The 24,759-nt window shown below is 69.2% G+C and carries 27 protein-coding genes and 5 pseudogenes; 15 read left to right on the forward strand and 17 right to left on the reverse strand.

Features of this window, described 5'->3' with window-relative positions; translation table 11 throughout:
• Positions 1-281: 281 nt before the first annotated feature.
• Positions 282-455, forward strand: a pseudogene (locus OG884_RS06910) (DUF397 domain-containing protein); the annotation flags it as partial.
• 80 nt (positions 456-535) lie between these two features.
• Here the strand turns inward: OG884_RS06910 and OG884_RS06915 are convergent.
• Both OG884_RS06915 and OG884_RS06920 read right to left on the reverse strand, forming a co-directional pair.
• Positions 536-721 (reverse strand): annotated as a pseudogene (locus tag OG884_RS06915) (type II toxin-antitoxin system PemK/MazF family toxin); the annotation flags it as partial.
• A gap of 936 nt (positions 722-1,657) precedes the next feature.
• Complete coding sequence (locus OG884_RS06920) at positions 1,658-1,888, reverse strand: hypothetical protein (RefSeq protein ID WP_326643295.1); 231 nt, start codon at positions 1,886-1,888, stop codon at positions 1,658-1,660.
• Between the two features lie 107 nt (positions 1,889-1,995).
• Between OG884_RS06920 and OG884_RS06925 the strand changes: the two genes are divergently transcribed.
• The 4 genes and pseudogenes from OG884_RS06925 to OG884_RS06940 all read left to right on the forward strand — a co-directional run.
• On the forward strand, positions 1,996-2,175 hold the full coding sequence (locus OG884_RS06925; protein WP_326643297.1) for a hypothetical protein: 180 nt from the start codon (positions 1,996-1,998) through the stop codon (positions 2,173-2,175).
• The gene (locus tag OG884_RS06930; protein ID WP_326643298.1) at positions 2,172-2,570 is read left to right on the forward strand and encodes a hypothetical protein; all 399 of its coding nucleotides are present in this window, start codon (positions 2,172-2,174) and stop codon (positions 2,568-2,570) included. Before OG884_RS06925 ends, OG884_RS06930 begins: the two co-directional genes overlap by 4 nt.
• Before the next feature lie 203 nt (positions 2,571-2,773).
• Positions 2,774-2,887: pseudogene (locus tag OG884_RS06935) on the forward strand (aldehyde dehydrogenase family protein); the annotation flags it as partial.
• Between the two features lie 8 nt (positions 2,888-2,895).
• Positions 2,896-3,102: pseudogene (locus OG884_RS06940) on the forward strand (DUF779 domain-containing protein); the annotation flags it as partial.
• A gap of 48 nt (positions 3,103-3,150) precedes the next feature.
• On the opposite strand, the gene OG884_RS06945 reads toward OG884_RS06940, so the two are convergent.
• From OG884_RS06945 to OG884_RS06955, 3 genes are all read right to left on the reverse strand, one after another.
• Positions 3,151-3,375 carry a hypothetical protein gene (locus OG884_RS06945; protein ID WP_326647130.1) on the reverse strand — a complete coding sequence of 75 codons (225 nt, stop codon included), beginning with the start codon at positions 3,373-3,375 and terminating at the stop codon, positions 3,151-3,153.
• Positions 3,376-3,841: 466 nt separating this feature from the next.
• A complete protein-coding gene (locus OG884_RS06950; RefSeq protein WP_326643299.1) occupies positions 3,842-4,654 on the reverse strand; it encodes an SAM-dependent methyltransferase in 813 nt (270 codons plus the stop codon).
• Positions 4,655-4,832: 178 nt separating this feature from the next.
• Positions 4,833-5,747: a helix-turn-helix domain-containing protein gene (locus OG884_RS06955; protein ID WP_326643301.1), complete on the reverse strand. Its 915-nt coding sequence runs from the start codon at positions 5,745-5,747 to the stop codon at positions 4,833-4,835.
• A gap of 420 nt (positions 5,748-6,167) precedes the next feature.
• Between OG884_RS06955 and OG884_RS06960 the strand changes: the two genes are divergently transcribed.
• The 3 genes from OG884_RS06960 to OG884_RS06970 all read left to right on the forward strand — a co-directional run bounded on the left by OG884_RS06960 (position 6,168) and on the right by OG884_RS06970 (position 7,495).
• Positions 6,168-6,701, forward strand: coding sequence for a PepSY domain-containing protein (locus tag OG884_RS06960; protein ID WP_326643303.1), 534 nt, complete (start codon positions 6,168-6,170; stop codon positions 6,699-6,701).
• Between the two features lie 174 nt (positions 6,702-6,875).
• Complete coding sequence (locus OG884_RS06965; RefSeq protein WP_326643305.1) at positions 6,876-7,088, forward strand: hypothetical protein; 213 nt, start codon at positions 6,876-6,878, stop codon at positions 7,086-7,088.
• A 113-nt stretch (positions 7,089-7,201) separates the two neighbouring features.
• A complete protein-coding gene (locus OG884_RS06970) occupies positions 7,202-7,495 on the forward strand; it encodes a hypothetical protein (RefSeq protein ID WP_326643307.1) in 294 nt (97 codons plus the stop codon).
• A gap of 179 nt (positions 7,496-7,674) precedes the next feature.
• Here OG884_RS06970 and OG884_RS06975 read toward each other — a convergent pair whose 3' ends face one another.
• On the reverse strand, positions 7,675-8,304 hold the full coding sequence (locus tag OG884_RS06975; RefSeq protein ID WP_326643309.1) for a uridine kinase: 630 nt from the start codon (positions 8,302-8,304) through the stop codon (positions 7,675-7,677).
• 294 nt (positions 8,305-8,598) lie between these two features.
• On the opposite strand from OG884_RS06975, the gene OG884_RS06980 reads away from it, so the two are divergent.
• Positions 8,599-8,991, forward strand: coding sequence for an isoamylase early set domain-containing protein (locus OG884_RS06980; RefSeq protein ID WP_326643310.1), 393 nt, complete (start codon positions 8,599-8,601; stop codon positions 8,989-8,991).
• A gap of 381 nt (positions 8,992-9,372) precedes the next feature.
• Positions 9,373-9,720: an STAS domain-containing protein gene (locus OG884_RS06985; RefSeq protein WP_326643312.1), complete on the forward strand. Its 348-nt coding sequence runs from the start codon at positions 9,373-9,375 to the stop codon at positions 9,718-9,720.
• Positions 9,721-9,803: 83 nt separating this feature from the next.
• Here OG884_RS06985 and OG884_RS06990 read toward each other — a convergent pair whose 3' ends face one another.
• Positions 9,804-10,022 carry an EF-hand domain-containing protein gene (locus OG884_RS06990; RefSeq protein WP_326643314.1) on the reverse strand — a complete coding sequence of 73 codons (219 nt, stop codon included), beginning with the start codon at positions 10,020-10,022 and terminating at the stop codon, positions 9,804-9,806.
• 156 nt (positions 10,023-10,178) lie between these two features.
• Between OG884_RS06990 and OG884_RS06995 the strand changes: the two genes are divergently transcribed.
• Complete coding sequence (locus OG884_RS06995) at positions 10,179-10,661, forward strand: GNAT family N-acetyltransferase (protein ID WP_326643316.1); 483 nt, start codon at positions 10,179-10,181, stop codon at positions 10,659-10,661.
• A gap of 81 nt (positions 10,662-10,742) precedes the next feature.
• On the opposite strand, the gene OG884_RS07000 is transcribed toward OG884_RS06995, so the two are convergent.
• Positions 10,743-11,273, reverse strand: a complete 531-nt coding sequence (locus OG884_RS07000) for a TetR-like C-terminal domain-containing protein (RefSeq protein WP_326643318.1) — start codon at positions 11,271-11,273, stop codon at positions 10,743-10,745.
• Here OG884_RS07000 and OG884_RS37410 point away from each other — a divergent pair.
• From OG884_RS37410 to OG884_RS07010, 3 genes and pseudogenes are all read left to right on the forward strand, one after another.
• Positions 11,163-11,765: pseudogene (locus OG884_RS37410) on the forward strand (carotenoid oxygenase family protein); the annotation flags it as partial. The gene OG884_RS07000 and the pseudogene OG884_RS37410 sit on opposite strands and share 111 nt — an antisense overlap.
• Positions 11,766-11,794: 29 nt before the next feature.
• On the forward strand, positions 11,795-12,157 hold the full coding sequence (locus OG884_RS07005) for a carotenoid oxygenase family protein (protein WP_326643320.1): 363 nt from the start codon (positions 11,795-11,797) through the stop codon (positions 12,155-12,157).
• A gap of 123 nt (positions 12,158-12,280) precedes the next feature.
• A complete protein-coding gene (locus OG884_RS07010; RefSeq protein ID WP_326643322.1) occupies positions 12,281-14,695 on the forward strand; it encodes a Tex family protein in 2,415 nt (804 codons plus the stop codon).
• Between the two features lie 151 nt (positions 14,696-14,846).
• Here OG884_RS07010 and OG884_RS07015 read toward each other — a convergent pair whose 3' ends face one another.
• Positions 14,847-16,289, reverse strand: coding sequence for a WGR domain-containing protein (locus OG884_RS07015; protein ID WP_326643324.1), 1,443 nt, complete (start codon positions 16,287-16,289; stop codon positions 14,847-14,849).
• Between the two features lie 205 nt (positions 16,290-16,494).
• A complete protein-coding gene (locus tag OG884_RS07020) occupies positions 16,495-17,151 on the reverse strand; it encodes a DUF998 domain-containing protein (protein ID WP_326643326.1) in 657 nt (218 codons plus the stop codon).
• A gap of 339 nt (positions 17,152-17,490) precedes the next feature.
• Between OG884_RS07020 and OG884_RS07025 the strand changes: the two genes are divergently transcribed.
• Positions 17,491-18,654, forward strand: coding sequence for a sensor histidine kinase (locus OG884_RS07025; protein WP_326643328.1), 1,164 nt, complete (start codon positions 17,491-17,493; stop codon positions 18,652-18,654).
• Between the two features lie 47 nt (positions 18,655-18,701).
• Here OG884_RS07025 and OG884_RS07030 read toward each other — a convergent pair whose 3' ends face one another.
• The 7 genes from OG884_RS07030 to OG884_RS07060 all read right to left on the reverse strand — a co-directional run bounded on the left by OG884_RS07030 (position 18,702) and on the right by OG884_RS07060 (position 24,679).
• Positions 18,702-19,145 carry a protocatechuate 3,4-dioxygenase subunit alpha gene (locus OG884_RS07030; protein WP_326643330.1) on the reverse strand — a complete coding sequence of 148 codons (444 nt, stop codon included), beginning with the start codon at positions 19,143-19,145 and terminating at the stop codon, positions 18,702-18,704.
• Positions 19,145-19,825 carry a protocatechuate 3,4-dioxygenase subunit beta gene (pcaH, locus tag OG884_RS07035; protein ID WP_326643332.1) on the reverse strand — a complete coding sequence of 227 codons (681 nt, stop codon included), beginning with the start codon at positions 19,823-19,825 and terminating at the stop codon, positions 19,145-19,147. Before pcaH ends, OG884_RS07030 begins: the two co-directional genes overlap by 1 nt.
• Positions 19,822-20,997, reverse strand: coding sequence for a 4-hydroxybenzoate 3-monooxygenase (locus tag OG884_RS07040; RefSeq protein ID WP_326643334.1), 1,176 nt, complete (start codon positions 20,995-20,997; stop codon positions 19,822-19,824). Before OG884_RS07040 ends, pcaH begins: the two co-directional genes overlap by 4 nt.
• 90 nt (positions 20,998-21,087) lie before the next feature.
• Positions 21,088-21,834 carry an IclR family transcriptional regulator gene (locus tag OG884_RS07045; protein WP_326643336.1) on the reverse strand — a complete coding sequence of 249 codons (747 nt, stop codon included), beginning with the start codon at positions 21,832-21,834 and terminating at the stop codon, positions 21,088-21,090.
• 24 nt (positions 21,835-21,858) lie between these two features.
• Positions 21,859-22,302, reverse strand: coding sequence for an SRPBCC family protein (locus OG884_RS07050; protein ID WP_326643338.1), 444 nt, complete (start codon positions 22,300-22,302; stop codon positions 21,859-21,861).
• A gap of 23 nt (positions 22,303-22,325) precedes the next feature.
• Entirely contained in the window at positions 22,326-23,231 is a 906-nt protein-coding gene (locus tag OG884_RS07055) for a phosphotransferase enzyme family protein (protein WP_326643341.1), read from the reverse strand.
• The gene (locus OG884_RS07060; protein ID WP_326643343.1) at positions 23,231-24,679 is read right to left on the reverse strand and encodes a helix-turn-helix domain-containing protein; all 1,449 of its coding nucleotides are present in this window, start codon (positions 24,677-24,679) and stop codon (positions 23,231-23,233) included. Before OG884_RS07060 ends, OG884_RS07055 begins: the two co-directional genes overlap by 1 nt.
• Between the last annotated feature and the right edge of the window lie 80 nt (positions 24,680-24,759).

The raw sequence follows: 24,759 nt of genomic DNA on the forward strand, positions 1-24,759 counted from the left end.
TTCGCGTCATGCTACGGACCGCATCGTCGCTCCCCCTTAAGGGCTTTTGACGCTGGGCTTCGACCCCGCCCGTTTCCAGACGAAGCCGCCAGCCTGCTACCGGGCCTCCTGGCAGCTACCCGGACCGGACTTTCACCGGCAAGCGACGACGAGCTTACGAACATGCAGATCAGCCGCTATGTCACGGCTTCACCTCCAGTTCTACTGGGCGCACGAGAAGAGCTCAATGGCGTAAGTCAACTTGGACCGGCGACAACGGCGGAAACTGCGTTGAGGTCGCGGAACTCAAGGATGTCGTCGACGCTCCCGGCCACAAGGCCGAGCACCCCGAGTTGATCGCCGTACGCGATTCCAAGGACCCCGAAGGCCCCAAGCTCTTCTTCACCCCCGCCGAGTGGGATGCCTTCATCAACGGCGTGAAGGCCAACGAGTTCGACCGCGGCCACCAAGGCTGACACCCTACTTCCTCTGTCACGATCCCGGCTCGTGTGAGATCACGACAGAGGAAGCAGGCTCGTTGTGCTCCGCGTCCTCTCTACTGGAGCATGCCAAGGACGGTGTGCAGGGCGTCATCGACCTCTTCGATCTCGGCTGGGTCCAGACGTCCCGCGAAGTCACCCAGGCGGTGTGGGGCGACAGCCATGGTCTGCTCGACCATGATCCACGTCTGCTTGCCGAGGGGTCGCGTCCGCGCAGGTGGTGTACGAGTGTTTGAGATCGGTACCCGCGTCGCGCCTGGCTGATCGCCATTGAAAAGCGCGGCGTAGCACGTGGGGAAAAGCGCGGCGAGGGTGGTGGAGTGGTGTGGGGCCGTTCACCGGTGTCGCATCGTGCGGGGTGGGAGGTCAAAAGCGCGGCGAGGGCCGTGGAGTGGTTGGGGGCCGCTCACCGGTAACGCATCGTGCGGGGTGGTGGCGGGCATTGGCCGGGTGTGGGTGACAGGGGGGGCGGGCCGGTGGAGCTCCGGGAGGGGGCAAAGCGGGTCATGGCGGGCGTGGAGGCGGGGCCGTGGTGGTGACGATCGGGGATTTTCCATGATCTGGATGAGTTGGCACGCTGGGGGCGTGCGGATTCACCCCGATCAAGGAAGGCGCCACTCCCACCCCCTCGGGTGGGCCGCTTTTCGTGGTGGAAGGCCCGATTCGTCCCCGCGCCCAGCCGAGGGCGACCCGTGACCGGACGCCCCGCGGACCTTCGTACCCCGCACGGCGAGAGCCCCGCACGAGGCGGCGGCGAGCAGCGGCGAGGAGCGGCCCCGAACCCTTCCGCACCGCGGCGGACCCGTACCGATGGGCGGTCTGGGGCCACTCCACGGTCCTCGGCGCGCTTTTGACCTTCGACCCCGCACGACGCGACACCGACGAGCGGCCCTGAACCACTCCGCCACCCTCGCCGCGCTTTTCCCCACGGACGACGCCGCGCTTTTCCACCGTGACCGGCTTACCGGATTCGGATGCTCGTACACCACGTCCATGGACGCGACCTGCCGAGGAGTTCGACCTCGGGGCGGAAAAGGGCGGGAGGCGCACTCGCCGAGGTCGGAGCGATGAGCACGGTGGAGAGATGAGCCAAGAAGTCCGACTGGAGGATTACCGGGAAACGCTCACCTCGTTACTCATGGGCCATCGCGTCACGAGGAGCACGCAGCCGATACACGTCACCACGCACGCAGGTGCTCCGTGTCTCTCATGATCGCTTCCGCTTCGGCCCTGTCTGCGGGGTCGTTGGCCAGCCTCTTGGCTGCGACTCGGGCCCACTCCATACGGTGGAGACGCTGAGCGATGACGAGCGCTTCGCGAACGGCTTCGGTCGCCGAACGGCCATCGGAAGTCAGCTCGTTCAGAGCCTTCTCCGCCTTGGCATCGAGATCAACAGTCAACACGCCCATATCTTCACTGTACGACCAGGCGTCTCGCAGGTCTTCGACCGAATTTCGTAACCCTCCAGATGCTCACAGTGATCAAAACTCGGAGAAGGGCAAGTGATCGTGCCCTCGTGCATCAAGAGAAGGTCTTCGAGGACGCCGTCGAGTCGGCGCTTCTCGCGAAGGGCTGGATGAAGGGTTCGAACGAGCCCTACGACCATGCCCTGATGAAGACCCCGCAGATTGGAGGGCGCGTCGCTGTTCGCCGGAAAGTGGCCCGCAAGGGGGCGGACATACCGTCACGTTCATGACTTCTGGTAGGCACTTGATCCTGGTGGCCGCAGCCGCTCTCCTACTGTCCGGGTGTGGCGGCGGGGAGGACGACGCGCCCGTCGCGGACAGTCCGAGCGGGAACGCTCAGACGACGGCGCCGCCCGCCGAGGCGTCCTGCGGGGAGGTCGCCGACAAGGTCGAGCAGCACGTACGACAGGAGAGGGTCCGGTCGGTCACCGTGGCGGGGCAGTGTACCTCGGTGTCGATCGAGACCTCCCTGACCGACGACGAGTCGGCCACGGCCAAGGAGATCTGCGACGCCGCAGCCGAGGTCGCCTACTTCGGCGACACCAACTCCATCCGCGTGCTGGGCGCCTCAGGCAAGGAACTCTCGGTGGGCATCTCCGATGCTCCCTGCCTGGAACAGCCGTAGAACCCGCACCGGGACCGGCCAGGGTTTCACGCCCGGTGGCGGCTGCCTCCTGATCTCCCCCGCCACCCGGACGCCCCAGCCGTCGTCCAGCCGCCCGGGGACGGCATCGCGGGAGACGAACGGCGGGTAAGGCAGGCAACGCCTGCCGGGAGTGTCCCGCCCGCCGGAGCCGCCGGACTTGAGATGTCAGCTTCCCGGCCCTGGGGGCCGAGATCGAGCCGACGATCTTCAAGGGCAGCAACGACATGCGCGTCTTCCAGGAGGAGATCTTCGGGCCGGTCGTCTCGGTGACGACCTTCGACTCGGAGGACGAGGCCCGCTCCGAGTGGAGCGGGTGCGGCTCAGCCCCACCGCCGAGGAACTGCTGACCGTGCTCCACGAACGACACGGCCCGTTGATGTTCCACCAGTCCGGCGGCTGCTGCGACGGCAGCTCGCCCATGTGCTACCCCCGGGGCGAGTTCCGGGTCGGCGGCGCGGACCTGCTACTGGGCGTGCTGGCCCTGGACACCCCGTTCTGGATCAGCGCCTCCTCCACCTCCCAGCTGCCGCGCCCGATCGTGCCTGACCTCTGGCTTGTCTTATTCGTTCTCGACGCGCTCCCTGATCCATTCCATGCCGTCCTGCCAGGAGGCGAACGCCTGGAGATAGCGGCCGTCGCGGGCGTGGAAGGCGTGATACCGGAAGTCCCCGTCGCTGCCCGTACGGATCAGGTCGAAGACGTCACCCTTGGAGCGGTACCACACGCACTCGCCGTCAGCGGGACGCGAGGACGAGGCATAGGCGAACTCACGCGTGATGGACATGTGACGGATGCTACGGACCGGCGAATCCACAGGCAATGCCGCATCCATTTCATTCAGGGATAAAGTTCGCCCTCCGTCTCGACCGGTTCGCGGGCAACCGTGACGATCAGCCGATGTCGTCGCGCTCACGACGCTCCCTTTGTGACTCCTCCGCCCCTGAGGGGAGCGGCTTCTCGCTAGGCCGCTTATGGACATCCCGCCGACTCTAGTAGTGCTAGATAAAAAATCTCTGACAGAAATACCGTGGCTCGCACATCTACTGAACATGAAAGCTCGACGTGACACGCGATCATGCCTCTAATGGGGGTGAACCGAGAGTGGTTTGCCTGATCAGGCAGACTCCCTGACGGGACTTCACGGTCCACGACTCCCCGACGGAGATGGGGGGTGTACTCCGGTGCCTGGTCCATCCACTGGACCTTGCCGTGCCGGGTGGCAAAGGTTCGGAATGTGGGTGGGTCACCGGTCAGGGAACCCGGCCGACGGCGCCCACCGTGACGGCACCGGCTCCCGGCGCGATGACGACGTCACTCGGGTCGGGCCGCCAGTCGTAGACGGGCACCAGACCGGGTTCGAGCACCTCCAGCCCGTCGAACAGTTCGCGGATCTGGGTGAGGGTGCGGGGGAAGACGCCGCCCGCGGTGGTCGTGCCGTAGACAGCACGCCCCTGACGGACCTGCTCCTCGCTGAGGTCGCCGGAGGTGACGTGGGAGATCACCACGTGGCTGCCCGAGGCCAGCCGCCGCCCGAAGGAGGTGGCGATGTCGGCGGCCTCCTTGTCATCCGCGACGAAGTGCAGGATGGAGACCATGAGGACGGCGACCGGCTGGTCGAAGTCGATGCGCTCGCGGACGTCCGGGTGATCCAGGATCACATCCGGCTCCCGCAGGTCCCCGGGGATCACGGTGGTCTGCGGGTTGTCGGCGAGCAGCGCGCGGGCGTGCGCGAGCACGATGGGATCGTTGTCGACATAGATGATCTGGGAGTCGGGCGCCTCGCGGAGGACGACCTGGTGCACGTTCTCCTGCGTCGGCAGGCCCGTGCCGATGTCGATGAACTGGCGGATCCCCGCGGCGGCGAGATGCCGCACGGTGCGCCCGAGGAAGGCGCGGTTGGAACGCGCCACGTCCTTCACGTTGGGGACAAGCTCAATGATCCTGTCGCCGGCAGCCCGGTCGGAGGTGAAGTTGTCCTTGCCTCCCAGGTAGTAGTCGTACATACGGGCCACACTCGGGATCGTGGGGTCGATTCCCGGTGAAGCCTGCTCGCGCTCAGTCATATCCTCGCCTTCACCACTCTTTCCCGAATGGTAGACGAGCAGCCAGCAGTTCAGATCATGAAACGACATATCATCTGATCGACAATTAAGGCGGACTCAAGCCGTCAAGCGTCACAATCCTTCTCAAAACCCATCAAATCGGGCCGACGCCGGCGGGCAGTGACCCACGTGCCGGGCATCAGCCCGAGAGCTCCTCACGCAGGTCCCCGAGGAACCTCTTGCTCTCGGCGAGGGAGTAGGCCTGAATGCACAGGCGGTCCATGACCTGTATGTAGTGGTCGATCTCGTCGAGCTTGTCCAGGTAGAGGGCGCTCGTGAGCTGTTCCAGGTAGACCACGTCGGGCAGGTCCCGCCCGGGGAAGCGCAGGATGGAGAACGGTCCACCCGCCGCGGCGTGGCCGCCCCGGTCGAACGGCATGATCTGCAGTTTGACGTTGGGCAGCTCGATGATTTCGAGCAGGTGGTCTATCTGGGCGCGCAGCACCTGCGGCCCACCGATGGGTCGCCGTAGCACGGCCTCGTCCATCACGGCCCAGAGTGTCGGAGCATCCGGCCTGGTCAGGCGCTTCTGACGGGCCATACGGAGCGAGACTCGGCGGTCGACCTCACCCGCCGAGGCGCCACCGTGCACGAGCATGATGACGGCCCGCGCGTATTCGGGGCTCTGCAGGAGGCCGGGGATGAACTGCACCTCATAGGTCCGGACCGTCGAGGCCGCCTCTTCGAGCCCGACGTAGACCTCGAACCAGCTGGGGAGCAGGTCGCCATACTTGTGCCACCAGCCGGGGGCGTTGGCCTGACGGGCCAAGGTCAGCAGCGAGGCCCTTTCCTCGGTATCGGTCACCCCGTACATCGTCAGCAGATCCGCGACATCGCGCTCCTTGAAACCGACCCGCCCGAGCTCCAGCCGACTGATCTTGGCATGAGAGGCGCGGATGGCGTAACCGGCCTGCTCTCGGGTGATCTCCTTGGCGACGCGCAGCCTCCGCAGCTGGGCACCGAGAAGAATCCGCAGGACGGTGGGACCACCACCACCCGCGTAGGTGAGAACGCCGCCCTGCGCGCCGCTGTCTTCGGCGGTCTGTCTGGCCATGTCGGCTCCCTGTCGCACCTTCCTACGGTGCCACACTTTCACATATACGGCGTGAATCACACAGCCCTACTGGACGCGCACTTGCGTCTGCACTTGCAATCGCATGTGCATATACCGACAAATCTTCCTTTACAGCTCATTTCTAACCCAGGAACCCCACCTCCAAAACCTCGCCGACGCTACTGCCCCGAAGCGAGAGCGTACGTGTCGTCATGGAGAACATCCCGACCCGCCAGGTTCAGCCCGGCCCCAGTGATCGGCACGGCCTGCCGCCCTCATGGCCTGCCGGCCCGCGAGGGGCTCGGCCCGCTCTCCCCTGCGGCGGGCGAGAGCGTCCGCCGAACCGGTTCGGCGGACCTTACCCTGCGTTTAGGGTTGGCGCAGCGTGGCGCTAACGGGGTCCCCGGCAAGCTCGGGGACATGCGAAACACTACGAAACTCACCATCGCCGCCACCGGACTCCTCGCCGTCATCGCCGGAGGTGGCGCGGTCGCCTCCGCCGGAACCACGACGCCCACCCCGGCCCCCAGCGGCAGTGCGACGACTCCCGCGCCGGTGAATCCGACGCCCGGCACCGAGAGCACCCCCGCGACTCCCGCGCCCGGCGAGGAGGAGGCCGGGATCTCGCGGGACGAGGCCGTCAGGATCGCTCAGGAGAAGGTGCCCGGCGCCAAGCTCGTCAAGGTCGAGTTCGACGGCGACGAGACGCCCGCCAACTGGGAGGTCGAGCTCCGCGAAGGCGATGTCGAGCACGACTTCGACGTCGACGCCACCACCGGCGCGATCCTGGAGCAGGACCGGGAGGTCGCGGACGACGACACCGACGACGACCGTGCCGCCAACGGCAGGGACGACGACGACCGGGACGACCGGGACGACCGGGATGACCGGGATGACAGAAACGACCGGGACGACCACGGCCGGGACCACCACGGCGACCAGGACGATGACTGACCACTTGACCGACAAGAATTCGTCTCATGCGGGAGGTACACCGGCCGGCCCGGTCAGGTTCCCGTCGCGACGGAGAGGCGCCTGGATCACCGGTGGTCGCGGAGTGGGAGTGACGGGCCCGGCGAGACGACCAAGGTCGGGAGTCGAGGCCGAAAGCAGGGGTATGGACAGCAAATGAGCCTTCAGGAAGAACTACGGCAGGTCGAAGAGGATCTGGAGAGACTGCGTAACGAGGTCGCCGAGATGCGTCGGCAGGTCGGAGAGGTCGGCCCCACCGACCCCGTCGAGCGATCAATGATGATCAACCAGGCCGACGAGCAGGAGATCCTCGTCAGTGAGCTCGACGCCAGGCGTGAAGGCCTCCTCAAACGTCTCGGCGAGGAGTGAGCGGAGCAGCGCACTCACAGGCCAGGAGAAGCATCTACCTGTGGTTCGTCACAACTGGTTATCTACAGTCTCCCTGGGTAACCATAAGAGCGAACCACCATCAGGGGGATGAAATGATCAGTACGCTTCACAAGATGGGCGTCAAGTCCAGCGCGATGTACATCGCCGGAATCGCCTCGGTCGGCCTGTCTTTCGCGGCGTGGCTGGCATCGAATTCGGCGGAGAAGGCGGGGATCGACCGGGCGGACCGGTGGGGAATCTTCATCGGTGAGTGGGCGCCCACCTTCTTCGGGATCGGGCTCGCGCTGCGCATGGAGGAGCACCACGACGAGATGCGGCCGACGGAGCAGGAGATGCTCCACGGCACGTACTCCGAGGGCAGGATGCCCTCGCGCGCGGGCGTCTAGCTGAGCCGCTGGATGATCCAAAGGCGGGGCGTGTCGGGGGACGCGCCCCGCCTTCGTGTCCGGCCCTCGTGTCCGTCCCTCGTTCCCGCCCCGCCTTCGTGTCCAGCCTTCGTGTCCAGCCTTCGTGTCCAGCCTTCGTGTCCAGCCTTCGTGTCCGGCCCGCCCTGCCACGAGACGGCTCACGGCGCTGTGACCAGGGCCGGATGTCTCGGATCGTCGACGCGGACGACCATGTCGGCGACCTGCGCCGGTGCGACCTCCGCCTCATAGCGCGCGTAGGCGGGCAGTGTCCAGCGTTCCTCGTCCGGGGTGCGCCGGGCGAGCGCGCCCGGAGAGAGCCTCAGGTGCACGGTCAGGTCGAACGGCATCCCCCTGCCCAGCAGCAGGGGACCGTCCAGCAGCAGCACCCCGCCGGAGGGGACGGTGACGTAGGGTGCGCGGGTGGCCCGGTCGACCACGCTGTCCCACAGCGTGGGCAGCACCTTCCCCGACCGGCCGGGAGCGAGCGGCCCCAGGACCTCGCGGACCAGCCCTTTGTAGTCGAACCAGTCGGTGTAGAAGGAGTCGGGGTCGGTCCTGCCGTACTCGAAGCGGAGCGAGGCCGGGCGCAGGAAGTCGGCGGAGGAGACCCGGAGCACCTCCCGGCCGCGGAGCCGGAGCGGGTCGGCCAGCGCGTCGGCGAGATCCCCCGGCCGCGCCGCCGGCGCTCCGTCGAGTGCGACGCGCACCCAGGAGTCGCCGGGCTCCACGGCGACCCTGTCAACGACTTCCGCCACCAGCGACGACGGGGAGATCGGCCTTATGTCCACCCCACCATCCTGGCCGACGCCCGACCCGTCTCCGACCGTGGATCGGCCAACCGCCATGCCCGGGTCAAGGTCGGACGTGATGCCGATCAAAAGTCAGCTTGCCCGGGTTGTCCCGCCGCTACGGGCGGTAACGATCCATATGGGATCGACGGCTCGGCCGTGACCGGGCGTCGGCCTCCCGGTCGCGTCACGTCCCTGTCGGCGCGATCCGGTAGTTGGCGTGATCTTCACGTCTTTCCGCAACCGAGATCACGGCACGTTACGCACGGAGACAGTGATGTCAGGAGGATTTCAGTGATCAAGCGCGGTAAGCCGACCAAGAACGGCCAGGTCAAGCTGACTTTCACCATAGCGGAGAGCCCGGCCGGCGGGGGGGTTTCACTGGTCGGCGACTTCAACGGCTGGGACCCCTACGCCCATCCCATGCAACGCAAGGAGAACGGCACCTACCAGGTGAGCCTGACCGTCCCCGCACGGCAGCCCATCCGTTTCCGCTATCTCGCGGACGGCGGCGTGTGGTTCGACGACGCCGATGCCGATCACCACGACGAGCACGGCTGCCGGATCAACCCGGTGGACGTCCAGGAAGCGCCGGAAGGAATCACCTCGGCGCCCAGCGTCGGCAAGCCACTGCGGCAGACGCTCACGGCAGGGCAGCCGGCCACGAACTCGTTGTCCGCCTCGTAGGGCCTGGCAAGCACGCTTGGAACGGAGTCACGTTCGCGTGACAGCCCGTTGTGCCGTCTCCGCGATCACCGGGGCCGCCCGCCCTTTCCCGTCCCCACGAGGCCGTGGAAGGGCAGGCCGCCCCGCCCGCGGACGGTGACCGGGTTCCCACCGACGACCGCCGAACACACTGCGGAATGGACAAACAGCGCCTCCCTGAGCAGGTCCCACTTCGCGTCGGGTGGTGTCCTGACATCCGGCGGTTCGCATTCACCCGTTGAACTGTCACAAGCCACGGGCGTACGGTGGTGTCAATGGCACCGGTCCTTGCACGGCTCCCGACAGGGCGCTGTCTCCAACTGCCGTAGACAGCGGGGCGATATGACTCGGCTTTCCGTCACCGTGGACACACATCCCCAGTTCTCCGTAGTGACCCTGGTCGGCGATCTGGACAAATCCTCGGCTCCGCTGTTGGAGGAGCGGCTCGCGGAGTTCATGAGGCGGGGCCATGTCTGTCTGGTCGTCGACACGACGAGGCTGGGATTCTGCGACTCCACGGGTATCTGGGTGCTGCTGACGAGCCTGCGGCGCGCCTACGAGCGGAAGGGCTGGCTGCGCCTCGTCGGCGTGCACGGATTCCTCAGCCGTCTGCTCGATCTGACCAGACTGCGAGATGCGTTTCCCATCAACTCCACGGTCGAGGAGTCACTGCGCGAACTCTCCGGCGAGAGCGTCACCGTCTCACGCTGATCCCGACGGCCCTCCGGCGATCAGCCCTGTGACGGGGGCGCGAGCCGGACACGCCCGCTCCCCGAGGAGAGCGGGCGGGCGGCTCAGCCGCGGGAGACCAGGCGGACGAACTCCTCGAACGAGAAGCGGCCGTCACCGTCGGAGTCGCCGTCCCGGTTCAGCGACCCGATGGCCTCCGCGGGCAGGTCGGGGAAGTGCCCGCGGAACTCGGCCTCCGTGATGAATCCGTCACCGTCGGCGTCGATGGCCGCGAACGCCTGCCTCAGTTCCGCCAACCGCTCCCCCGTGGGCTCTGTCGACATGGTGACCCGCCTCTCTCAACGACCTGCACTTCGATCAGCAGACAATTTACGGGAGGAGCCACCCGTACAGCCACACCGCGTCATATAGCACGTTTTATTACTAAAAATCCTCTTTGTGGGCCCGGCCCTTCCGTACCCCGCCCCTAGACTGCGAGCATGATTCGCCCCGCAACGCCGGACGACATCCCGGCGATCATCGACATGATCCACGGCCTCGCGGAGTACGAAAAAGCGCCGGACCAGGTCAAGAACACCCCGGATCTGCTCCGCGAGACGCTTTTCTGCCCCTCTCCCAGCGTGTTCTGCCACATGGCCACCGACGGGGACAAGGTCACGGGGTTCGCGATCTGGTTCGTCTCCTACTCGACCTGGACCGGCACGCACGGGGTCTACCTCGAAGATCTCTTCGTCCACCCCGAGCACCGGCGTGGCGGGTACGGCAGGGAACTGCTCGCCGAGCTGGCCCGCATCTGTGTGGAACGCGGCTACGGCCGATTCGAATGGTCGGTGCTCGACTGGAACACCCCCGCCATCGACTTCTACCGGTCGCTCGACGCGGAACCTCTCGACGAATGGGAGAGGTACCGGCTCACGGGCCCCGCGCTCGAGAAACTCGCCGCGACCGAAAGAAAGCGGTAGTCACACCGCGCCCGTCCGCAATCAATGCTCGGCGGGCGTGTCCGAGCAACGCCCGGCGGTGGCTGAGGCAGCCGCTCCCGGTCAGCCGAGACCGAACGAGTCCGCGAGCGTCTCCACCTGGGCCTCGAAGAGGATGCGCGGGTCGTGGCCCATGCCGCCGAACTGCGAGGCGACCTCCAGGCTGACCACGCCGTGCATGAGGGACCAGGCGAGGACCGCCCCGGCCAGGGCCCGCCCGGCGGCTCCGCCGCCTTCGCCCTCGGGCACCCCTCCCTCCTGGGCCACCCATGACGCGACGGCCGGCTCCTTGCGCGCCCACACCTCCATCTGCTCCACGACGGGCAGGACCGCCGGGCTTGGCCTCCCGTCGGTGAAGACCTTCAGGAACGGGCCCAGGGTCGCCCGTGCCCGCAGCACGGTGTCGACCGGCGCGGTGTAGCCCGGCAGCGGCACCCCCTGCAACAGCAGGTAGCGGTGTGGATCGCCGACGGCCCACCCGCGATACGCCCCGGCCAGAATCCGCAGGCGGTCACGGGGCGACTTCCCCGATCCCCCTTCTCGCCCTTCCCTCCACTCGCACCACCACCTCCCACACCGCAAGGAGCAACGCATGAACGCCAAGCCCTACATCAGCCGGCCACTTCGCCCCCGTCGCCGACGAGATCACCTCGCGCGAGCTCACCGTGCGGGGCACCCTGCCGCCGGAGCTGTCCGGCCGCTACTTCCGCAAAGGAGGACCCGGTCACCGGCGAGCTGCACTTCTTCGCGTACTCCCCGTTCCCGCCCCACCTGATCTACTACGTCGCCTCGGCGGAGGGAAAGATCATCCGGACCGAGGTGATCGAGGGAGCGGGACCGTCCCTGATGCACGACTTCGGCATCACCGAGAACCACGTCATCCGGATGGACCTGTCGGTGGTGTTCGACCCGTCCGAGCCGTCCGGCATCCCCTACCGATGGAGCGACACCTACGCGCCGCGCATCGGTGTCATGCCCCGCACCGGCCCCGCCACCGTCACCTGGTACGACGTCGAGCCCGGCGCGTTGCTGCACGTCGCCAACGCCTACGAGGGCGCCGGCGGGCGGATCGTCGTGGAGGGTCCCCGCACCGACCGCGGCGGCTGGGAGGCCTCGTGGAAGTGGTGGGCCGGCTCAACCGCTACCACTACGCGGTCGCCTTCCCCTGCTCCGACCTTACCGACCACGCCATCGTCAAGTACGACCGCGCGACCGGCACCCGGCGGATCGCCCCCACCGGCCGCGACCGAATGCCGGGCGAGGCGGTCTTCGTACCGTCGGCAGGCGGCACCCGCGAGGACGACGGCTACCTGCTCACCGTGGTCGGCGACCTCGCCAGGGACACCTCGGAACTGCTGGTGCTGGACGCCGGGGACATCGCCGCGGCCCCCATCGCCACGGTCGAGCTGCCCCGGCGCGTCCCCGGGGGGATCCACGGCTCCTGGATCCCCGACACCGATCTCGAAGGCGGCCGGTGACCGTGCGCGCCGGGCTCTCACCCGGTTCTTTTCCGGCTCTCGCGTGATTGGTCCCCCAGCCCTCCGGCCCGCCGGGGAGTGAGGCGGTAGCTTGGGGACCGCCATCAAGAAGGAAGAGAGATCGTGACCACGTCTATTCATCAGCGGATCGCCGAAGAGCTGGGTGTGCGCGAGCGACAGGTGCGGGCGGCGGTGGACCTGCTCGACGGCGGTGCCACCGTGCCGTTCATCGCCCGCTACCGCAAGGAAGCCACCGAGATGCTCGACGACACGCAGCTGCGCACGCTGGAGGAGCGGCTGCGCTATCTGCGGGAGCTGGAGGAGCGACGCACCGCGATCCTGGAATCGATCGACGGTCAGGGCAAGCTCGACGACGCCCTGCGGGCACAGATCATGGCAGCCGACTCCAAGGCCCGTCTGGAGGACGTCTACCTTCCTTACAAGCCCAAGCGGCGGACCAAGGCGCAGATCGCCAGGGAGGCGGGGCTCGAACCGCTCGCCGACGGCCTGCTGGCAGACCCGTCGGTCGACCCGCAGGCCGCGGCGGCGGCGTTCGTCGGCGAAGGGGTGGCCGACACCGCCGCCGCGCTTGACGGTGCCCGCGCGATCCTGGTCGAGCGGTTCGGCGAGGACGCCGACCTGGTCGGTGAGCTGCGCGAGCGGATGTGGACGAAGGGACGCCTGGTCGCGGCGGTCCGCGAGGGCAAGGAGGAGGAGGGTGCCAAGTTCTCCGACTACTTCGACTTCGCCGAGCCGTTCACCAAGCTGCCCTCGCACCGGATCCTGGCGATGTTCCGGGGGGAGAAGGAGGAGATCCTCGGCCTCACCCTGGAGCCGGAGCCCGAGCCCACCGGTACCTACGAGGGCCGCGTCGCGCACCGCTTCGGCATCGTAGACCGGGGACGGCCCGCCGACGCGTGGCTGGCCGACACGGTCCGCTGGGCCTGGCGCACCCGCATCCTCGTCCACCTCGGCATCGACCTGCGGACGCGCATGTGGCAGGCCGCCGAGGAGGAGGCGGTCCGCGTGTTCGCCGCCAACCTGCGCGACCTGCTGCTCGCCGCGCCCGCCGGGAGCCGCGCGACCATGGGGCTGGACCCGGGGCTGCGCACCGGCGTGAAGGTCGCGGTGGTCGACGCGACCGGCAAGGTGCTGGACACCGACACGATCTACCCCCACGAGCCGCGCCGCCAGTGGGACCAGTCGCTGGCCACTCTCGCCGCGCTGGCGAAGAAGCACGACGTGGAGCTCGTCTCCATCGGCAACGGCACCGCCTCGCGCGAGACCGACAAGCTCGCGGGCGAGCTGGTGAAGCTGATCCCCGGGCTGACCAAGATCGTGGTGTCGGAGGCCGGCGCCTCGGTCTACTCCGCCTCGGCGTTCGCCTCGCAGGAGCTGCCCGGCATGGACGTGTCGCTGCGCGGCGCCGTGTCGATCGCCCGGCGGCTCCAGGACCCGCTGGCCGAGCTGGTCAAGATCGACCCCAAGTCGATCGGCGTCGGCCAGTACCAGCACGACCTCGCCGAGACCAAGCTCTCCCGCTCCCTCGACGCCGTGGTGGAGGACTGCGTGAACGCGGTCGGCGTCGATGTCAACACCGCCTCGGCGCCGCTGCTCGCCCGGGTCTCGGGCATCACCTCCGGGCTCGCGGGGAACATCGTCCAGCACCGCGACGCCAACGGCCCGTTCCGTTCCCGCAAGGCGCTGAAGGATGTGGCCAGGCTCGGCCCGAAGGCCTTCGAGCAGTGCGCGGGCTTCCTGCGCATCCGCGGCGGCGACGACCCGCTCGACACCTCCAGCGTGCATCCGGAGGCGTATCCGGTGGTGCGGCGCATCCTGCGGAGCACCGGCGGCGACATCACGACCCTGATCGGCAACGGTACGGTGCTTCGGACCCTGCGCCCGCAGGAGTTCGTGGACGACACCTTCGGGCTGCCGACCGTCACCGACATCCTCTCCGAGCTGGAGAAGCCGGGCCGTGACCCGCGCCCGGCCTTCAAGACGGCGACCTTCAAGGAGGGCGTGGAGAAGCTCTCCGACCTCTCGCCCGGCATGCTGCTGGAGGGCGTGGTCACCAATGTGGCGGCCTTCGGCGCCTTCGTCGACGTCGGCGTGCACCAGGACGGCCTGGTGCACGTGTCGGCGCTGTCGCACAACTTCGTCAAGGACCCGCGCGAGGTGGTCAAGCCCGGTGACATCGTCCGGGTGAAGGTGCTCGACATCGACATCCCGCGGAAGCGCATCTCGCTCACCCTGCGACTGGATGACGACGTCAAGCCCTCCGGCCCGCGAGGACCGCGCGACCAGCGCGACCAGCAGGGCGGCGGGGGTCAGCGCCAGGGTGACGGCGGCGGCAAGCGGGGCGGCGGGCAGAGTGGCGGGCAAGGCGGCGGGCAGAGTGGCGGCCAAGGCGGCGGGCAGGGGCGCGGCGACCGGCAGCGGCAAGACCGCGGGGGTCGGCAGCGTAACGCGCCGAGCGGCGCGATGGCCGACGCCCTGCGCCGCGCCGGGCTCGACGGCTCCGGCGGCCGCCCCTGATCCGTACCGGGTGGGCGCCCCGCTGTAGACCCACTGCTGGCCACCCAGCAGTGGGTCTACAGCGGGGCGCGCGACATCGTGAACCCCGCGGCCGACAAGTGCCTAGCCAGGGGACCGGCCGGGTGGGGAACCGGCCGCCTCGCCCTCGCGGTCAGAGCAGGCGCCTGATGTCGCCGTACGCGCGGTAGAAACCGCCCCTCTCGGAGAAGCGGACGCCCTCGACGAGGTAGCGGGCCCCGACCTCGCGCACGCCCTTGGGGAACTGCACGTTCCGCCGCACGTCGTAGCCCTCGCTGACCACCCGCACCCTGAGCCGCTCGCCCTCGCGGAAGCACTCCACCACCACGCCGTCGCCGGTGTGCGAGACCGTGTCGAGCACCACGGTCTCCAGCACGGTGGTGGGCTCCACCACCGCCAGCCCGGCCGATGCCTTGACGTCGACGGGCTTGGGGACGGTACCCCCCTGGGCCGCGCTGATCGCCTCCTCACTCGCGTCGATGCAGGCCAGGGTGCCGTCGGTGGTCACGATGTAGAGGCGGTCGTCGAGGTACTGCATGGAGAAGGCGGAGCCGCAGCCGGTGGCCAGCTTCCACAGGCGCTCGCCGCCCTGGTCGAAGCAGTAGATCGAGGAGTGGTTGTCACCGGCGAAGACGTAGCGGCCGTCGGGGGCGGTGGCGCAGGAGAAGACCGTGGCGTCGCAGCGGTAGACCGCCTGGCCGGCGCCGTCCGACTTGCGCAGCCGGTGCACGGCGCCGCGCGAGGTTCCCGCGTAGACCGATCCGGCCTCCTGCCAGCCGAACAGCACCGCGCCGTTGATGGGCGTCTCCCAGACCGGCGCTCCGTCGGCGGCGTCGTAGCGGGCCACCCCGGTGGAGTGCCCGTGGTAGACGGCCTCGTCGTCGCAGCGGACCATCCAGGCCGAGTCGCCCCTGCCCTTGCGCGCCCACTGGAACTCGTCCTCGTGGTCGATCGTGGTGATCCGCCCCGCCCGGTCGGAGACGCCCAGCACGCCGTCGTGGATGTCCAGCCAGTAGATGTCGACGTCCTCGGCGATCTCGTACGCGACCCTCGGGACCTTGCCTCCGAGGTCGTAGACCTTGCCGTCGTCGGCGCCCGCGTAGATCCAGAAGTCGTCGCCGACGATGCACTTGACCCCGTCGGGCAGCCGGAAGCGACCGGTGACGGTGCCGCCGTGGGTGACGGTGTAGACATCGCCGCGCTGGTTGCCGACCCAGCAGCGCTCGGAGTCGACGAAGATGCCGAACGCCGCCGCGCCGCTGGCGAAGCGCCAGAGCACCGGCGCCTGGGTGGCGGTGGAGCGGGCGCTCTCCACACTGCGCCGGGTGACCGCGCGGCGCTGGCGCACCCCCTGAACCGCGGGGGCGTAACCCCTGCGGACCTTCTCGTTGATCTTCTTCGCGGCGGCCGCCTCGGCCTTCGCCTCGCTGGCGAAGGCCGAGATCTTGGACTGGCCGGACTCGCCGATGCGGCCGTACCTGATCGTCACCTGGGTTCCGTCGAGCACCACCTCGTAGAACTTGTGCGAGCTCCCGCCGTCCTCGGACAGTTCCAGGTAAGTGCTCCGCGCGGCCATGCTCCACCCTCTCTGTTGATCGACGCTTCCGGAGCGTAGGGCAGCCGTACGACAAATAATGAAAAGTCAGGAAAGTAGCGGCGGGGTCGTCGGTCGGCGGCAGGCCCCTCTCGCTCCGGCCGCCCTCAGGACCGGGAGCGCATCCCCCAAGGCCGGGAGCACGTCACCCCAGGACCAGGAGCACATCACCCCGGATCGCGAGGGGTCAGGCGCGAGCGGTCACCGGGAGCGGGCGGCGGGTACGGCCGTATCCGGTTCCGGCCACCAGGCCCAGCATGGCCAGCACCGCCACCTCGAAGCCCACCACCAGCCGCTGCGTCACCCCGGCGGGGATGTCGTCGCCCGTCAGGTCCAAGCCGGCCATCCGCACCACGTACGGGAGGACCACCAGGACCAGCACTCCCAAGGAGGCCAGGCTGAGCAGCCGGATCGCGCGGGCGTACGGGCCGGCCGCGTGCCGCCTGACCAGGAGCAGTCCGGCGATCGGCATCGTCAGGAAGGCCACGAACGCCGCGTACCTGTGGATGCCACCGGACATCGACAGCGGCACGCCGGGCTCGTCGGTGGGGAAGGCGCCGATCAGCAGCATGCACAGGCCCCAGAGTCCGACCAGCAGGGCGGCGGCCCGGTCCTCGCCCCGCCGGGCCAGCATGGTCCCGATGATCGTCGCGGCGGCGGCGAAGAGCGTGAGCGACAGGAGCAGCAGCCAGCCGTCCGCCTCGAACGCGTACTCGCTGATCACCGTGTGCACCGGGTCCAGGCCGGTGACCACGTGCAGCCCGAGCATCGTGACGGCCCCGGCACCGATCGCCGCGTAGCCGCCGAAGATCATCCTGGATCCGGTGAGCGCCTGACTTCCCATGCCTCAACGATGGCGACGATCAAGGTCCCGGAATATCGGAGAGAGCCCCCGGCCACCCCTGAGTGATCCCGTAGGGCCCCCGGGGCAGGGGGACGCCACCCCTCCGGGGAAACCCACCGCACCGGCCCCCTGACCTGCACGAGGACCGACGACGGTAGGGCGGGCCCTATCAGGGTCCCGGTATCGGGACCCCGATATCAGAGGACCGATATCAGAGGACCGGTATCGGGGCCCCCGCATCAGGGCCCGCCTTGAACCGCAATCCACCCCCAGAGGGATGTCAGGCCTCCTTTCCGCCCCTTACCCTCACGTCATGCCGCACCCCCCTGCCCTCGCGTCATGAGTCGCCGTTTCGCGCCCAGCGCCGTCGACTGGCTGATCGCGGCGGTCACGGCCGCGTTCGGCCTCACCGAGGAGCTCAGCGAGCGCACGTCGGCCTTCGGCCATGAGCAGTCCTGGTGGTTGCCGGCGGCGGTGCTGGCCGCGGCGGGCCTGGTGCTCGTACGGCGCCGTGCCCCGCTCACGATCCTGGCCGTCTACTCGCTGGTGAGCGCGGTGAGCTTCGCGCACCTCGGCGACCTCTCCGCCGCCTGGCAGTTCCACGTCCAGCTCATCCTGCTGTTCACCCTGGTCAGCGAGACTCCCCCGCGAGATCCCAGGATCGCGATCGGGCTCGTGGTCACCGGGCTCTTCGTCGGGTCGATGATGCTGGCCGGCGACCATCCCTCCATCCCCCGGGACCTGGCGGTGGCCGTGGTGATGACCTCGATCGCCGGCGGCACGGGCCTCGCCGTGTGGCGGCACCGGCAGGTCGCGATCCAGGCACGGGAACGCGGCGAGCTGCTCGACCGCAAGGCCGTGGCCGAGGAGCGCACCCGGATCGTCCGCGAGCTGCACGACGTGGTCGCCCACAGCGTCAGCGTCATGGTCATGCAGGCCGGCGCGGCCAGGTTGATGCTCCGCCCCGACCAGCTGGTCGAACGCGAGACGCTGACCGTGGTGGAGGAAGCCGGCCGAGAGGCGGTCGAGGAGCTCCGCCGCATGCTCGGCCTGCTGCGTACCGACTCCAACGAGGACGAGCTGGCCCCGCAGCCCAACCTGGCCCGGCTGGAGGACCTGGTGGAGCAGGTACACGGCGCCGGCCTGGAGGTGGAGCTGGCCGTGGAGGGCGAGGCGCGGCCGCTCCCGGCCGGGCTGGAGCTGTCGGCCTACCGGATCATCCAGGAGGCGCTGACCAACACGCTCAAGCACGCGGGTCCCGCACGCGTCACGGTCACCGTCTCCCATCGGCCTCGCACGCTCAGCCTGGAGGTCGTCGACGACGGCCCCCGCCACGGCCATACCGGACCCCGGGGCGCCGGGCACGGTCTGATCGGCATGCGGGAGCGGGTCGCGCTCTTCCACGGGCGGCTCGCCACCGGACCTCTGCCGGACGGCGGTTACCGCGTCAGTGCCTCGTTCCCGCTGACGACACGGGCCACCGGGGAGGAGCCCGCTGGTTGAGCGCGAGACTACGAGCACGGCCTCGTCCGCCCCGGCGAGCACCGGGATCAGTAGGCGAAGAACACCGTCTCGCCGTCCCCCTGGAGGCGGACGTCGAACCGGTAGGCCCGCTCCCCCTCGGGCACCGCGACGAGCGTGCTCCGGCGTGACGGATCCACCTCGGCGGGGAACGGCGCCTCCGCGGTGAGATAGATCCGGGTCCAGACCGGCTTGAGCAGGCCGCGCGCGAAGATCAGCAGCGGGATGTAGCCGTCGGGTCTGGCCGTGCGGAAGTGGTAGGAGCCGTCGGCCTCGGTCTCGCAGCGGCCGAACAACCCCGGCTGGCAGATCTCCAGCAGCGCGTCGGACACCGGCTCGCCCGCGCCGTCCAGCAACCGGCCGCGCAAATCGATCACGTCCGGATGGTCCGCCGGCACGACGAGGGGTCCCTCGGCGTACGACAGGGCGAACGAGAAGAACGGCCCCACGGTCTGCGACGGGGTCTGCGACATCACTCCTCCTCAAACGGGGTCGCGCCCAGCACGACGTCCCAGCGGTAGCCGAGTGCCCACTCGGGCTCGGTGACGTCAAGGTCGAAGGCACAGATGAGCCGCTCGCGGTCCTTGGGCTCCGGGACCGACTGGAAGATCGGGTCGTAGGCGAACAGCGGGTCGCCGGGGAAGTACATCTGGGTGATCAGCCGCTGGGTGAAGGCGGCGCCGAACATCGAGAAGTGGATGTGCGCCGGACGCCAGGCGTTGGAGTGGTTGCGCCAGGGGTAGGCACCCGGCTTGATCGTGACGAACCGGTAGCGGCCCTCGGCGTCGGTCAGGCAGCGGCCGAAACCGGTGAAGTTGGGGTCGAGCGGGGCCGGGTGCCGGTCCACCGGATGGGCGTACCTGCCGGTGGCGTTCGCCTGCCAGACCTCCACCAGCGTGTTCGGCACCGCCTGGCCCCGGCTGTCGAGGACCCGGCCCGTGACGATGACGCGCTCGCCGATCGGCTCGCCCGCGTGCTGCCTGGTCAGGTCGTGGTCCAGCGGCCCGACCGGCCGATGGCCGTAGACCGGGTCGAGCAGCTCCGCCGCCTCCGGGTCGAGGGCGGGTCGCACCGGCGGGTACGAGGGGGCGCGGAGCAGGGTGCTGAGATAGCCGGGGGTGAGGTGGTGCGGGTGCGGATCTGGGTGGGTCACGGGCGGGCTCCGAAGTCGAAGGGCAGGCCGACGTAGTTCTCCGCGAGCGTGGTCGCGGCGGCCGCTGAGGAGGTGACGTAGTCGAGGTGCGAGATCTGCAGGCGCCGCCCGTAGGCGTCGTCGGCGTCGAAGGTGTGCAGCAGCGTGGTCATCCACCAGGAGAAGTGCTGTGCGCGCCAGACCCGCTTCAGGCAGCTGTCGGAGTAGGCGTCCAGCAGGTCCGCGGAGCCCGTCGCGTAGAACTCGGCCAGGGCTGCGGTCAGCAGCCGGACGTCCGCGACCGCCAGGTTGAGCCCCTTGGCTCCGGTGGGCGGCACGATGTGGGCGGCGTCCCCGGCGAGGTAGAGGTTGCCGTGGCGCATGGGCTCGGCGACGAACGAGCGCATCGCCGACACGTCCCTGGAGATGATCGGCCCCTCGGCCAGCGTGAACCCGGGGACCGTCTCCAGGCGTGCCCGAAGCTCGGCCCAGATCCGTTCGTCCGGCCAGTCGTCGAGCGAGGCGTCCGGGGGAACCTGCAGGTAGAAGCGGCTGATCTCCTCGGAGCGCATGCTGTGCAGCGCGAAGCCCCGCTCGGTATGGGAGTAGATCAGTTCCTTGGCCGACGGAGGGACCCGCGCGAGGACGCCGAGCCAGGCGAAGGGATAGTCCCGTTGGAAGACCGACAGGACGCCCTCGGGGATCGACCTCCGCGAGACGCCGTGGAAGCCGTCGCACCCGGCGATGACGTCGCAGTCGAGGCGCTCGCCCTGGAAGGTGAGGTAGGGATCCTTCTCCAGCGAGTGCAGGGCGACGTCGGGGACGTCGAAGAGGATCCTCCCTCCGTCGGCCAGCCTGCGGGCGACGAGGTCCTTGACGACCTCCTGCTGGCCGTAGACGGTGATGGCCCGGCCGGGGACGAGCCTCTCGAAGGGGATGCGGTGCCCGGCCCCGCCATACCGCAGCTCGATGCCGTGGTGCGGCAGTCCCTCGGCGCGCATCCGGTCGCCGACGCCCGCCTCGTTGAGCACGTCCACCGTGCCCTGCTCAAGCACCCCGGCCCGCACGCGCTGCTCGACGTATTGCCTGCTCCGTGCCTCCAGGACCACCGAGTCGATGCCCCGCAGATGGAGCAGATGGGAGAGGAGCAGCCCGGCGGGGCCCGCCCCGACGATCCCGACCTGAGTTCGCATGCGTCGAGCATTCCGCACGGTTCACCCCCGCACGCGCCGCTCTTCCGTTCAGCGGAAACCCATCACCGGAAACCTGTCAGCGGAAACCCGTCACCTTCGGAGGGCGGCGAGGTCCCGGGAGAGGGCCCCGGCCGCGGTCAGCACGGCGGGTGCCAGCCGGCGCGGGTCGGCGTTGTGCCGCCAGGCCACCAGTGACAGCGCCGCCACCACCCGGCCGCCCGCCCCCCGTACCGGCACCGCGACCGAGCAGGTGCCCACCGACATCTCCTCCTGCGTGCAGGCGATCCCGGTCCGGCGGACCTCCTCCAGCTCGGTACGGAGCCGCGCGGGGTCCACCACCGTGTTGGGCGCGTGCGGGGTGAGCTCCCTGGCGAGCACCCGCTCCACCGTCTCCGGGTCCGCGAAGGCCAGCAGGACCTTGCCGACCCCGGTCGCGTGCAGCGGCAGTCCTCCGGCCACCCGCGAGACGATCGGCACGGAGGTGGGCCCGCGCAGTCGCTCCAGGTACAGCGCCCGGTCGTCGCGGAGCACCGCGAGCTGCACGTTCTCGCGGGTCGCGGCGTAGAGGTCCTCCATGTACGGCAGGGCGAGCTCCCGTAGCTCCCGCGGCTCCGCCGCCTGGGCGCCGATCCGCCACAGGAGCATCCCGACCCGGTAGGAGCCGTCGGGGAGCCGCTCCACGAAGCCGCCCTCCACCAGCTCCTTGACCAGCCGGTGACCGGTGGCGGGAGGCAGCTCGGCCCGGCGGCAGATCTCGGTGAGCGTCAGCCTCACGTCTCCCGGCAGAAACGCGCCGAGGATCGCCATCACCTTCCCGGTGACCGTGGGCGCCCTCACCCGTCCCGCCCCGGCCGACGGAGTCTAGGAGGCGGCGCCCAGGCGTGCGGCCAGGATCCCGGCGCGGGCGAGCTGCACCTCGCGGGCCTTCTTCGCGGCGTAGCCGAGCAGCGGCCTGGCCCAGGCGTGCACCACGAGAATGTCTTCAACCTCGGTGCCCCCGTCCTTCTCACTGAGGGTGAACCGGTAGTCCATGCGCACCCCACCGGGGCTGTCGACCTCGCCCTCCACGGTCCGCGCTGTGTTCCGCAACGTCACCTTGATCATGTTGTCGTACTTGACGAAGCCGAGGAACCTGAAGCGTTCCACCGAGGTGTAACGGGTCTCGGCCTCCCCCTGCTCGACGTCCTTGACCGCGACCACCATGGGCGAGAGTCCTATGTAGCTCTGCGGCCGGCTCAGGTGGGCCCGTAGCACCTCCGGGGTGTTGCGGACGTGAAAGGTATTGCGAAGCGTGACCTTTGGCATGTTCTGCCCCCGTTTGAAGGTCTTTATTGGGAGACACTAGCGGGTTCGGCCATGTACCAGCGAGCATGCTGTTCACCCCGGGTGAGGGAATCGAGCCTGCGGGGCAATTCGCGCCGGGAGAAGGGATCCGCGGCGGCGTTGCGGATGTGGATGCCCACCGCGTAGATGTCCCTGACCTCCATGAGAGTGGAGTATCCCGGCCAGGAACGCAGGTCGCTGCCGTACGCGTCGGCGAACGCGTCCACGTCGGCGGCGGTCAGCCCGAAGCGCCGCTGACCGTGGTAGGTGTGGACCAGATCCCACTCGCGGGGGCCGACCGAGACGCCGTCCCAGTCGCAGAGCACCACATGACCGTCCGTGCAGCGCAGCAGGTTGTCGATCCAGGCGTCACCGTGCAGCAGCACCGGCTCGTCGTCCACGCCGAGGTCCAGCCAGCGCTCCGTCAGCTCCGCGATGCGGTCGCGCAGCCAGGCCCGCTGGCTGAGGGTGAGCTCTTCTGAGCGGTCTACAGCGCGGCGCACCTCGCACAACGGGTCGACGAAACGCCGCAGAGCCACCGGCGGCACCGGCAGCAGGTGCAGGCTGCGCAGGATCTCACCCAGTTCCGTGGTGGTGGGGCGGCCGCTGGCCGGCACGTAGTGCCAGAACGTGACGACCCTGCCCTCGTGCACCACGGGCTGCTCGGAGATCTCGTCGGCCGGGCGCACCGCGGGGAAACCCTGCTCGGCGAGCCAGCGGGCCACCGCGAGGACCAGCGGCAGCCGGGTCAGCGCGTTGGGCGCGGTGGCGATCCTGACCACGATCTCGCTGCGCAGCTTGAAGACGGCGTTGCTGCGCACCCGCAGCAGCTCCGCGTCCCTGTGGTCGATGCCGAGATCCTCGCAGACCTCCCTTAGGACTGTGAACGCCTCCTCGGCGAGCGACCCCATCAGCTGACCAGAGCCGCGCCGGTGACCAGGTCGTTCAGGCGGCGCACCGCCGCCGCCCTGTGCCTGGTCTGCGGCACCTCCGACAGCAGCGCCCGCGCGCGGTTGAGCACGATGGAGGTGCGGTGCTCCAGCGGCACCTGGAGCAGTGCCTTCTCCGCCAGGTGGCAGGCGTCGTCGACCTTGCCGTCGCGGACCAGGTGCGCGGCCTGGTCGAGCAGGATCAGCACCGGGTCGATGGCGTACGGTTCCGAAGGGCTCGTGGGCCCCGGCTTCCAGTCGACGTCCTCACCCAGCTCGATCAGGGTGCCGATCCGGTAGAACTGCAGCCGCCGCTCGGAGAAGCGGAAGGCCAGGTGGTCGTGGCCCTCGGGGGGCATCCTGGCGAAGATCCGCTCCGCCTCGGCCAGCGCGACCCTGGCCGCCTTGTGCTCACCCATCCGGGCCAGTGCCCGCGCCTCGGCCGCCGCGCCGAGCGCCGCCGGGGAACTGGGCGCGCTCCCCGCGAGCATCCTGGCCTCGCGCGCCAGCCGCACGGTCTCGGCCAGGTCTCCGTAGTAGTACGGCAGCATCGCCTGCTGCGCCCGGACCAGGGCGCGCAGCCGCACGTCGCCCATGTCGTCGGAGGCGGTGCGCGCGGTGTTGTACCAGGCGTGGGCCTGGCGGGTGTCGCCGAGCTTCATCAGCGCGTCGGCCGACAGCAGTGCCAGCATGACCGTGGCGTTGAGCAGGCGGCGCTGGGCCATCGCGGGCTGACGGGTCAGGGAGAGCGTCCTGACGTCCGACAGCTCCAGCATGAGCCGGTAGAGCATCGGCACCGGCGCGCTGCTGATGTACTCGCGCCGGTAGCGCAGCACCTGCTCGTCGAGCCGGTCGAGCTGCTCCTCGGAGACGGTGGCGATGGCGAGCGTACGGTCCAGGTCCTGGCGGGTCCGCTCCACCTCGGCCAGCAGCCGGCCCGTCATCACCGACCGCGAGCCGAGCAGAGCGTGGTGGAACAGCGCCCGTCGCTCGATGTCGTCTTCGGACCGTTCCCGCTCCTCGGCCTGGTAGGGCGGGCGTCCCTCGCCGCCGGAGACGACCACGACCTTGGCGCCTCCGCCGTCCTCGCAGTAGTCTCCGGCCAGGCCTAGCCTGACGGCGTTGGCGCGGTACAGTCTGGCTAGCAGATCTATGGTCTGCGGGCGCGGTCTGGCCCGGTTGTTCTCCCAGGCGTTGAGCAGGTCGATGCTGGCCCGCGCCTCGCCCAGGTCCTGGCGCTCACAGAGCTCCTCCAGTTCCTGAACGGACTGCCTGGCCGACCATCCCCTGGCCAGACGGTGCGCCTTGAGCAGGCTCACCCCGCAGCAGCCATGGATGGCCTGCGCGGTCTGCCAGGGGGTCCACTGCCTGGACGCCGCCTGCTCGCGCCAGCGTCGTGCACATGCGGGCGAGTGCTCACCTCGGGCCACGGCGCCCCTCTCCCGGTCGCTGTTTACACAACATTAACAAGGGCGCACCACAGCGTAAACGCATCCGTGCGCCGGATTCC

Source organism: Streptosporangium sp. NBC_01755 (genome assembly GCF_035917995.1).
Lineage (GTDB): Bacteria > Actinomycetota > Actinomycetes > Streptosporangiales > Streptosporangiaceae > Streptosporangium.

Bases quoted from the DNA above. Each gene is read 5' to 3' on its own strand.
- OG884_RS07040 (WP_326643334.1), bottom strand. From the start codon at position 20,997: ATGCGAACTCAGGTCGGGATCGTCGGGGCGGGCCCCGCCGGGCTGCTC.
- OG884_RS06930 (WP_326643298.1), top strand. From the start codon at position 2,172: ATGACTTCTGGTAGGCACTTGATCCTGGTGGCCGCAGCCGCTCTCCTA.
- OG884_RS06955 (WP_326643301.1), bottom strand. From the start codon at position 5,747: ATGGCCAGACAGACCGCCGAAGACAGCGGCGCGCAGGGCGGCGTTCTC.
- OG884_RS06960 (WP_326643303.1), top strand. From the start codon at position 6,168: ATGCGAAACACTACGAAACTCACCATCGCCGCCACCGGACTCCTCGCC.
- OG884_RS07020 (WP_326643326.1), bottom strand. From the start codon at position 17,151: ATGGGAAGTCAGGCGCTCACCGGATCCAGGATGATCTTCGGCGGCTAC.
- OG884_RS07055 (WP_326643341.1), bottom strand. From the start codon at position 23,231: ATGGGGTCGCTCGCCGAGGAGGCGTTCACAGTCCTAAGGGAGGTCTGC.
- OG884_RS06990 (WP_326643314.1), bottom strand. From the start codon at position 10,022: ATGTCGACAGAGCCCACGGGGGAGCGGTTGGCGGAACTGAGGCAGGCG.
- OG884_RS06995 (WP_326643316.1), top strand. From the start codon at position 10,179: ATGATTCGCCCCGCAACGCCGGACGACATCCCGGCGATCATCGACATG.
- OG884_RS07015 (WP_326643324.1), bottom strand. From the start codon at position 16,289: ATGGCCGCGCGGAGCACTTACCTGGAACTGTCCGAGGACGGCGGGAGC.
- OG884_RS06965 (WP_326643305.1), top strand. From the start codon at position 6,876: ATGAGCCTTCAGGAAGAACTACGGCAGGTCGAAGAGGATCTGGAGAGA.
- OG884_RS07030 (WP_326643330.1), bottom strand. From the start codon at position 19,145: ATGTCGCAGACCCCGTCGCAGACCGTGGGGCCGTTCTTCTCGTTCGCC.
- OG884_RS06950 (WP_326643299.1), bottom strand. From the start codon at position 4,654: ATGACTGAGCGCGAGCAGGCTTCACCGGGAATCGACCCCACGATCCCG.
- OG884_RS07000 (WP_326643318.1), bottom strand. From the start codon at position 11,273: ATGCGTTGCTCCTTGCGGTGTGGGAGGTGGTGGTGCGAGTGGAGGGAA.
- OG884_RS07050 (WP_326643338.1), bottom strand. From the start codon at position 22,302: ATGCCAAAGGTCACGCTTCGCAATACCTTTCACGTCCGCAACACCCCG.
- OG884_RS06920 (WP_326643295.1), bottom strand. From the start codon at position 1,888: ATGGGCGTGTTGACTGTTGATCTCGATGCCAAGGCGGAGAAGGCTCTG.
- OG884_RS06945 (WP_326647130.1), bottom strand. From the start codon at position 3,375: ATGTCCATCACGCGTGAGTTCGCCTATGCCTCGTCCTCGCGTCCCGCT.
- OG884_RS06970 (WP_326643307.1), top strand. From the start codon at position 7,202: ATGATCAGTACGCTTCACAAGATGGGCGTCAAGTCCAGCGCGATGTAC.
- OG884_RS07025 (WP_326643328.1), top strand. From the start codon at position 17,491: ATGAGTCGCCGTTTCGCGCCCAGCGCCGTCGACTGGCTGATCGCGGCG.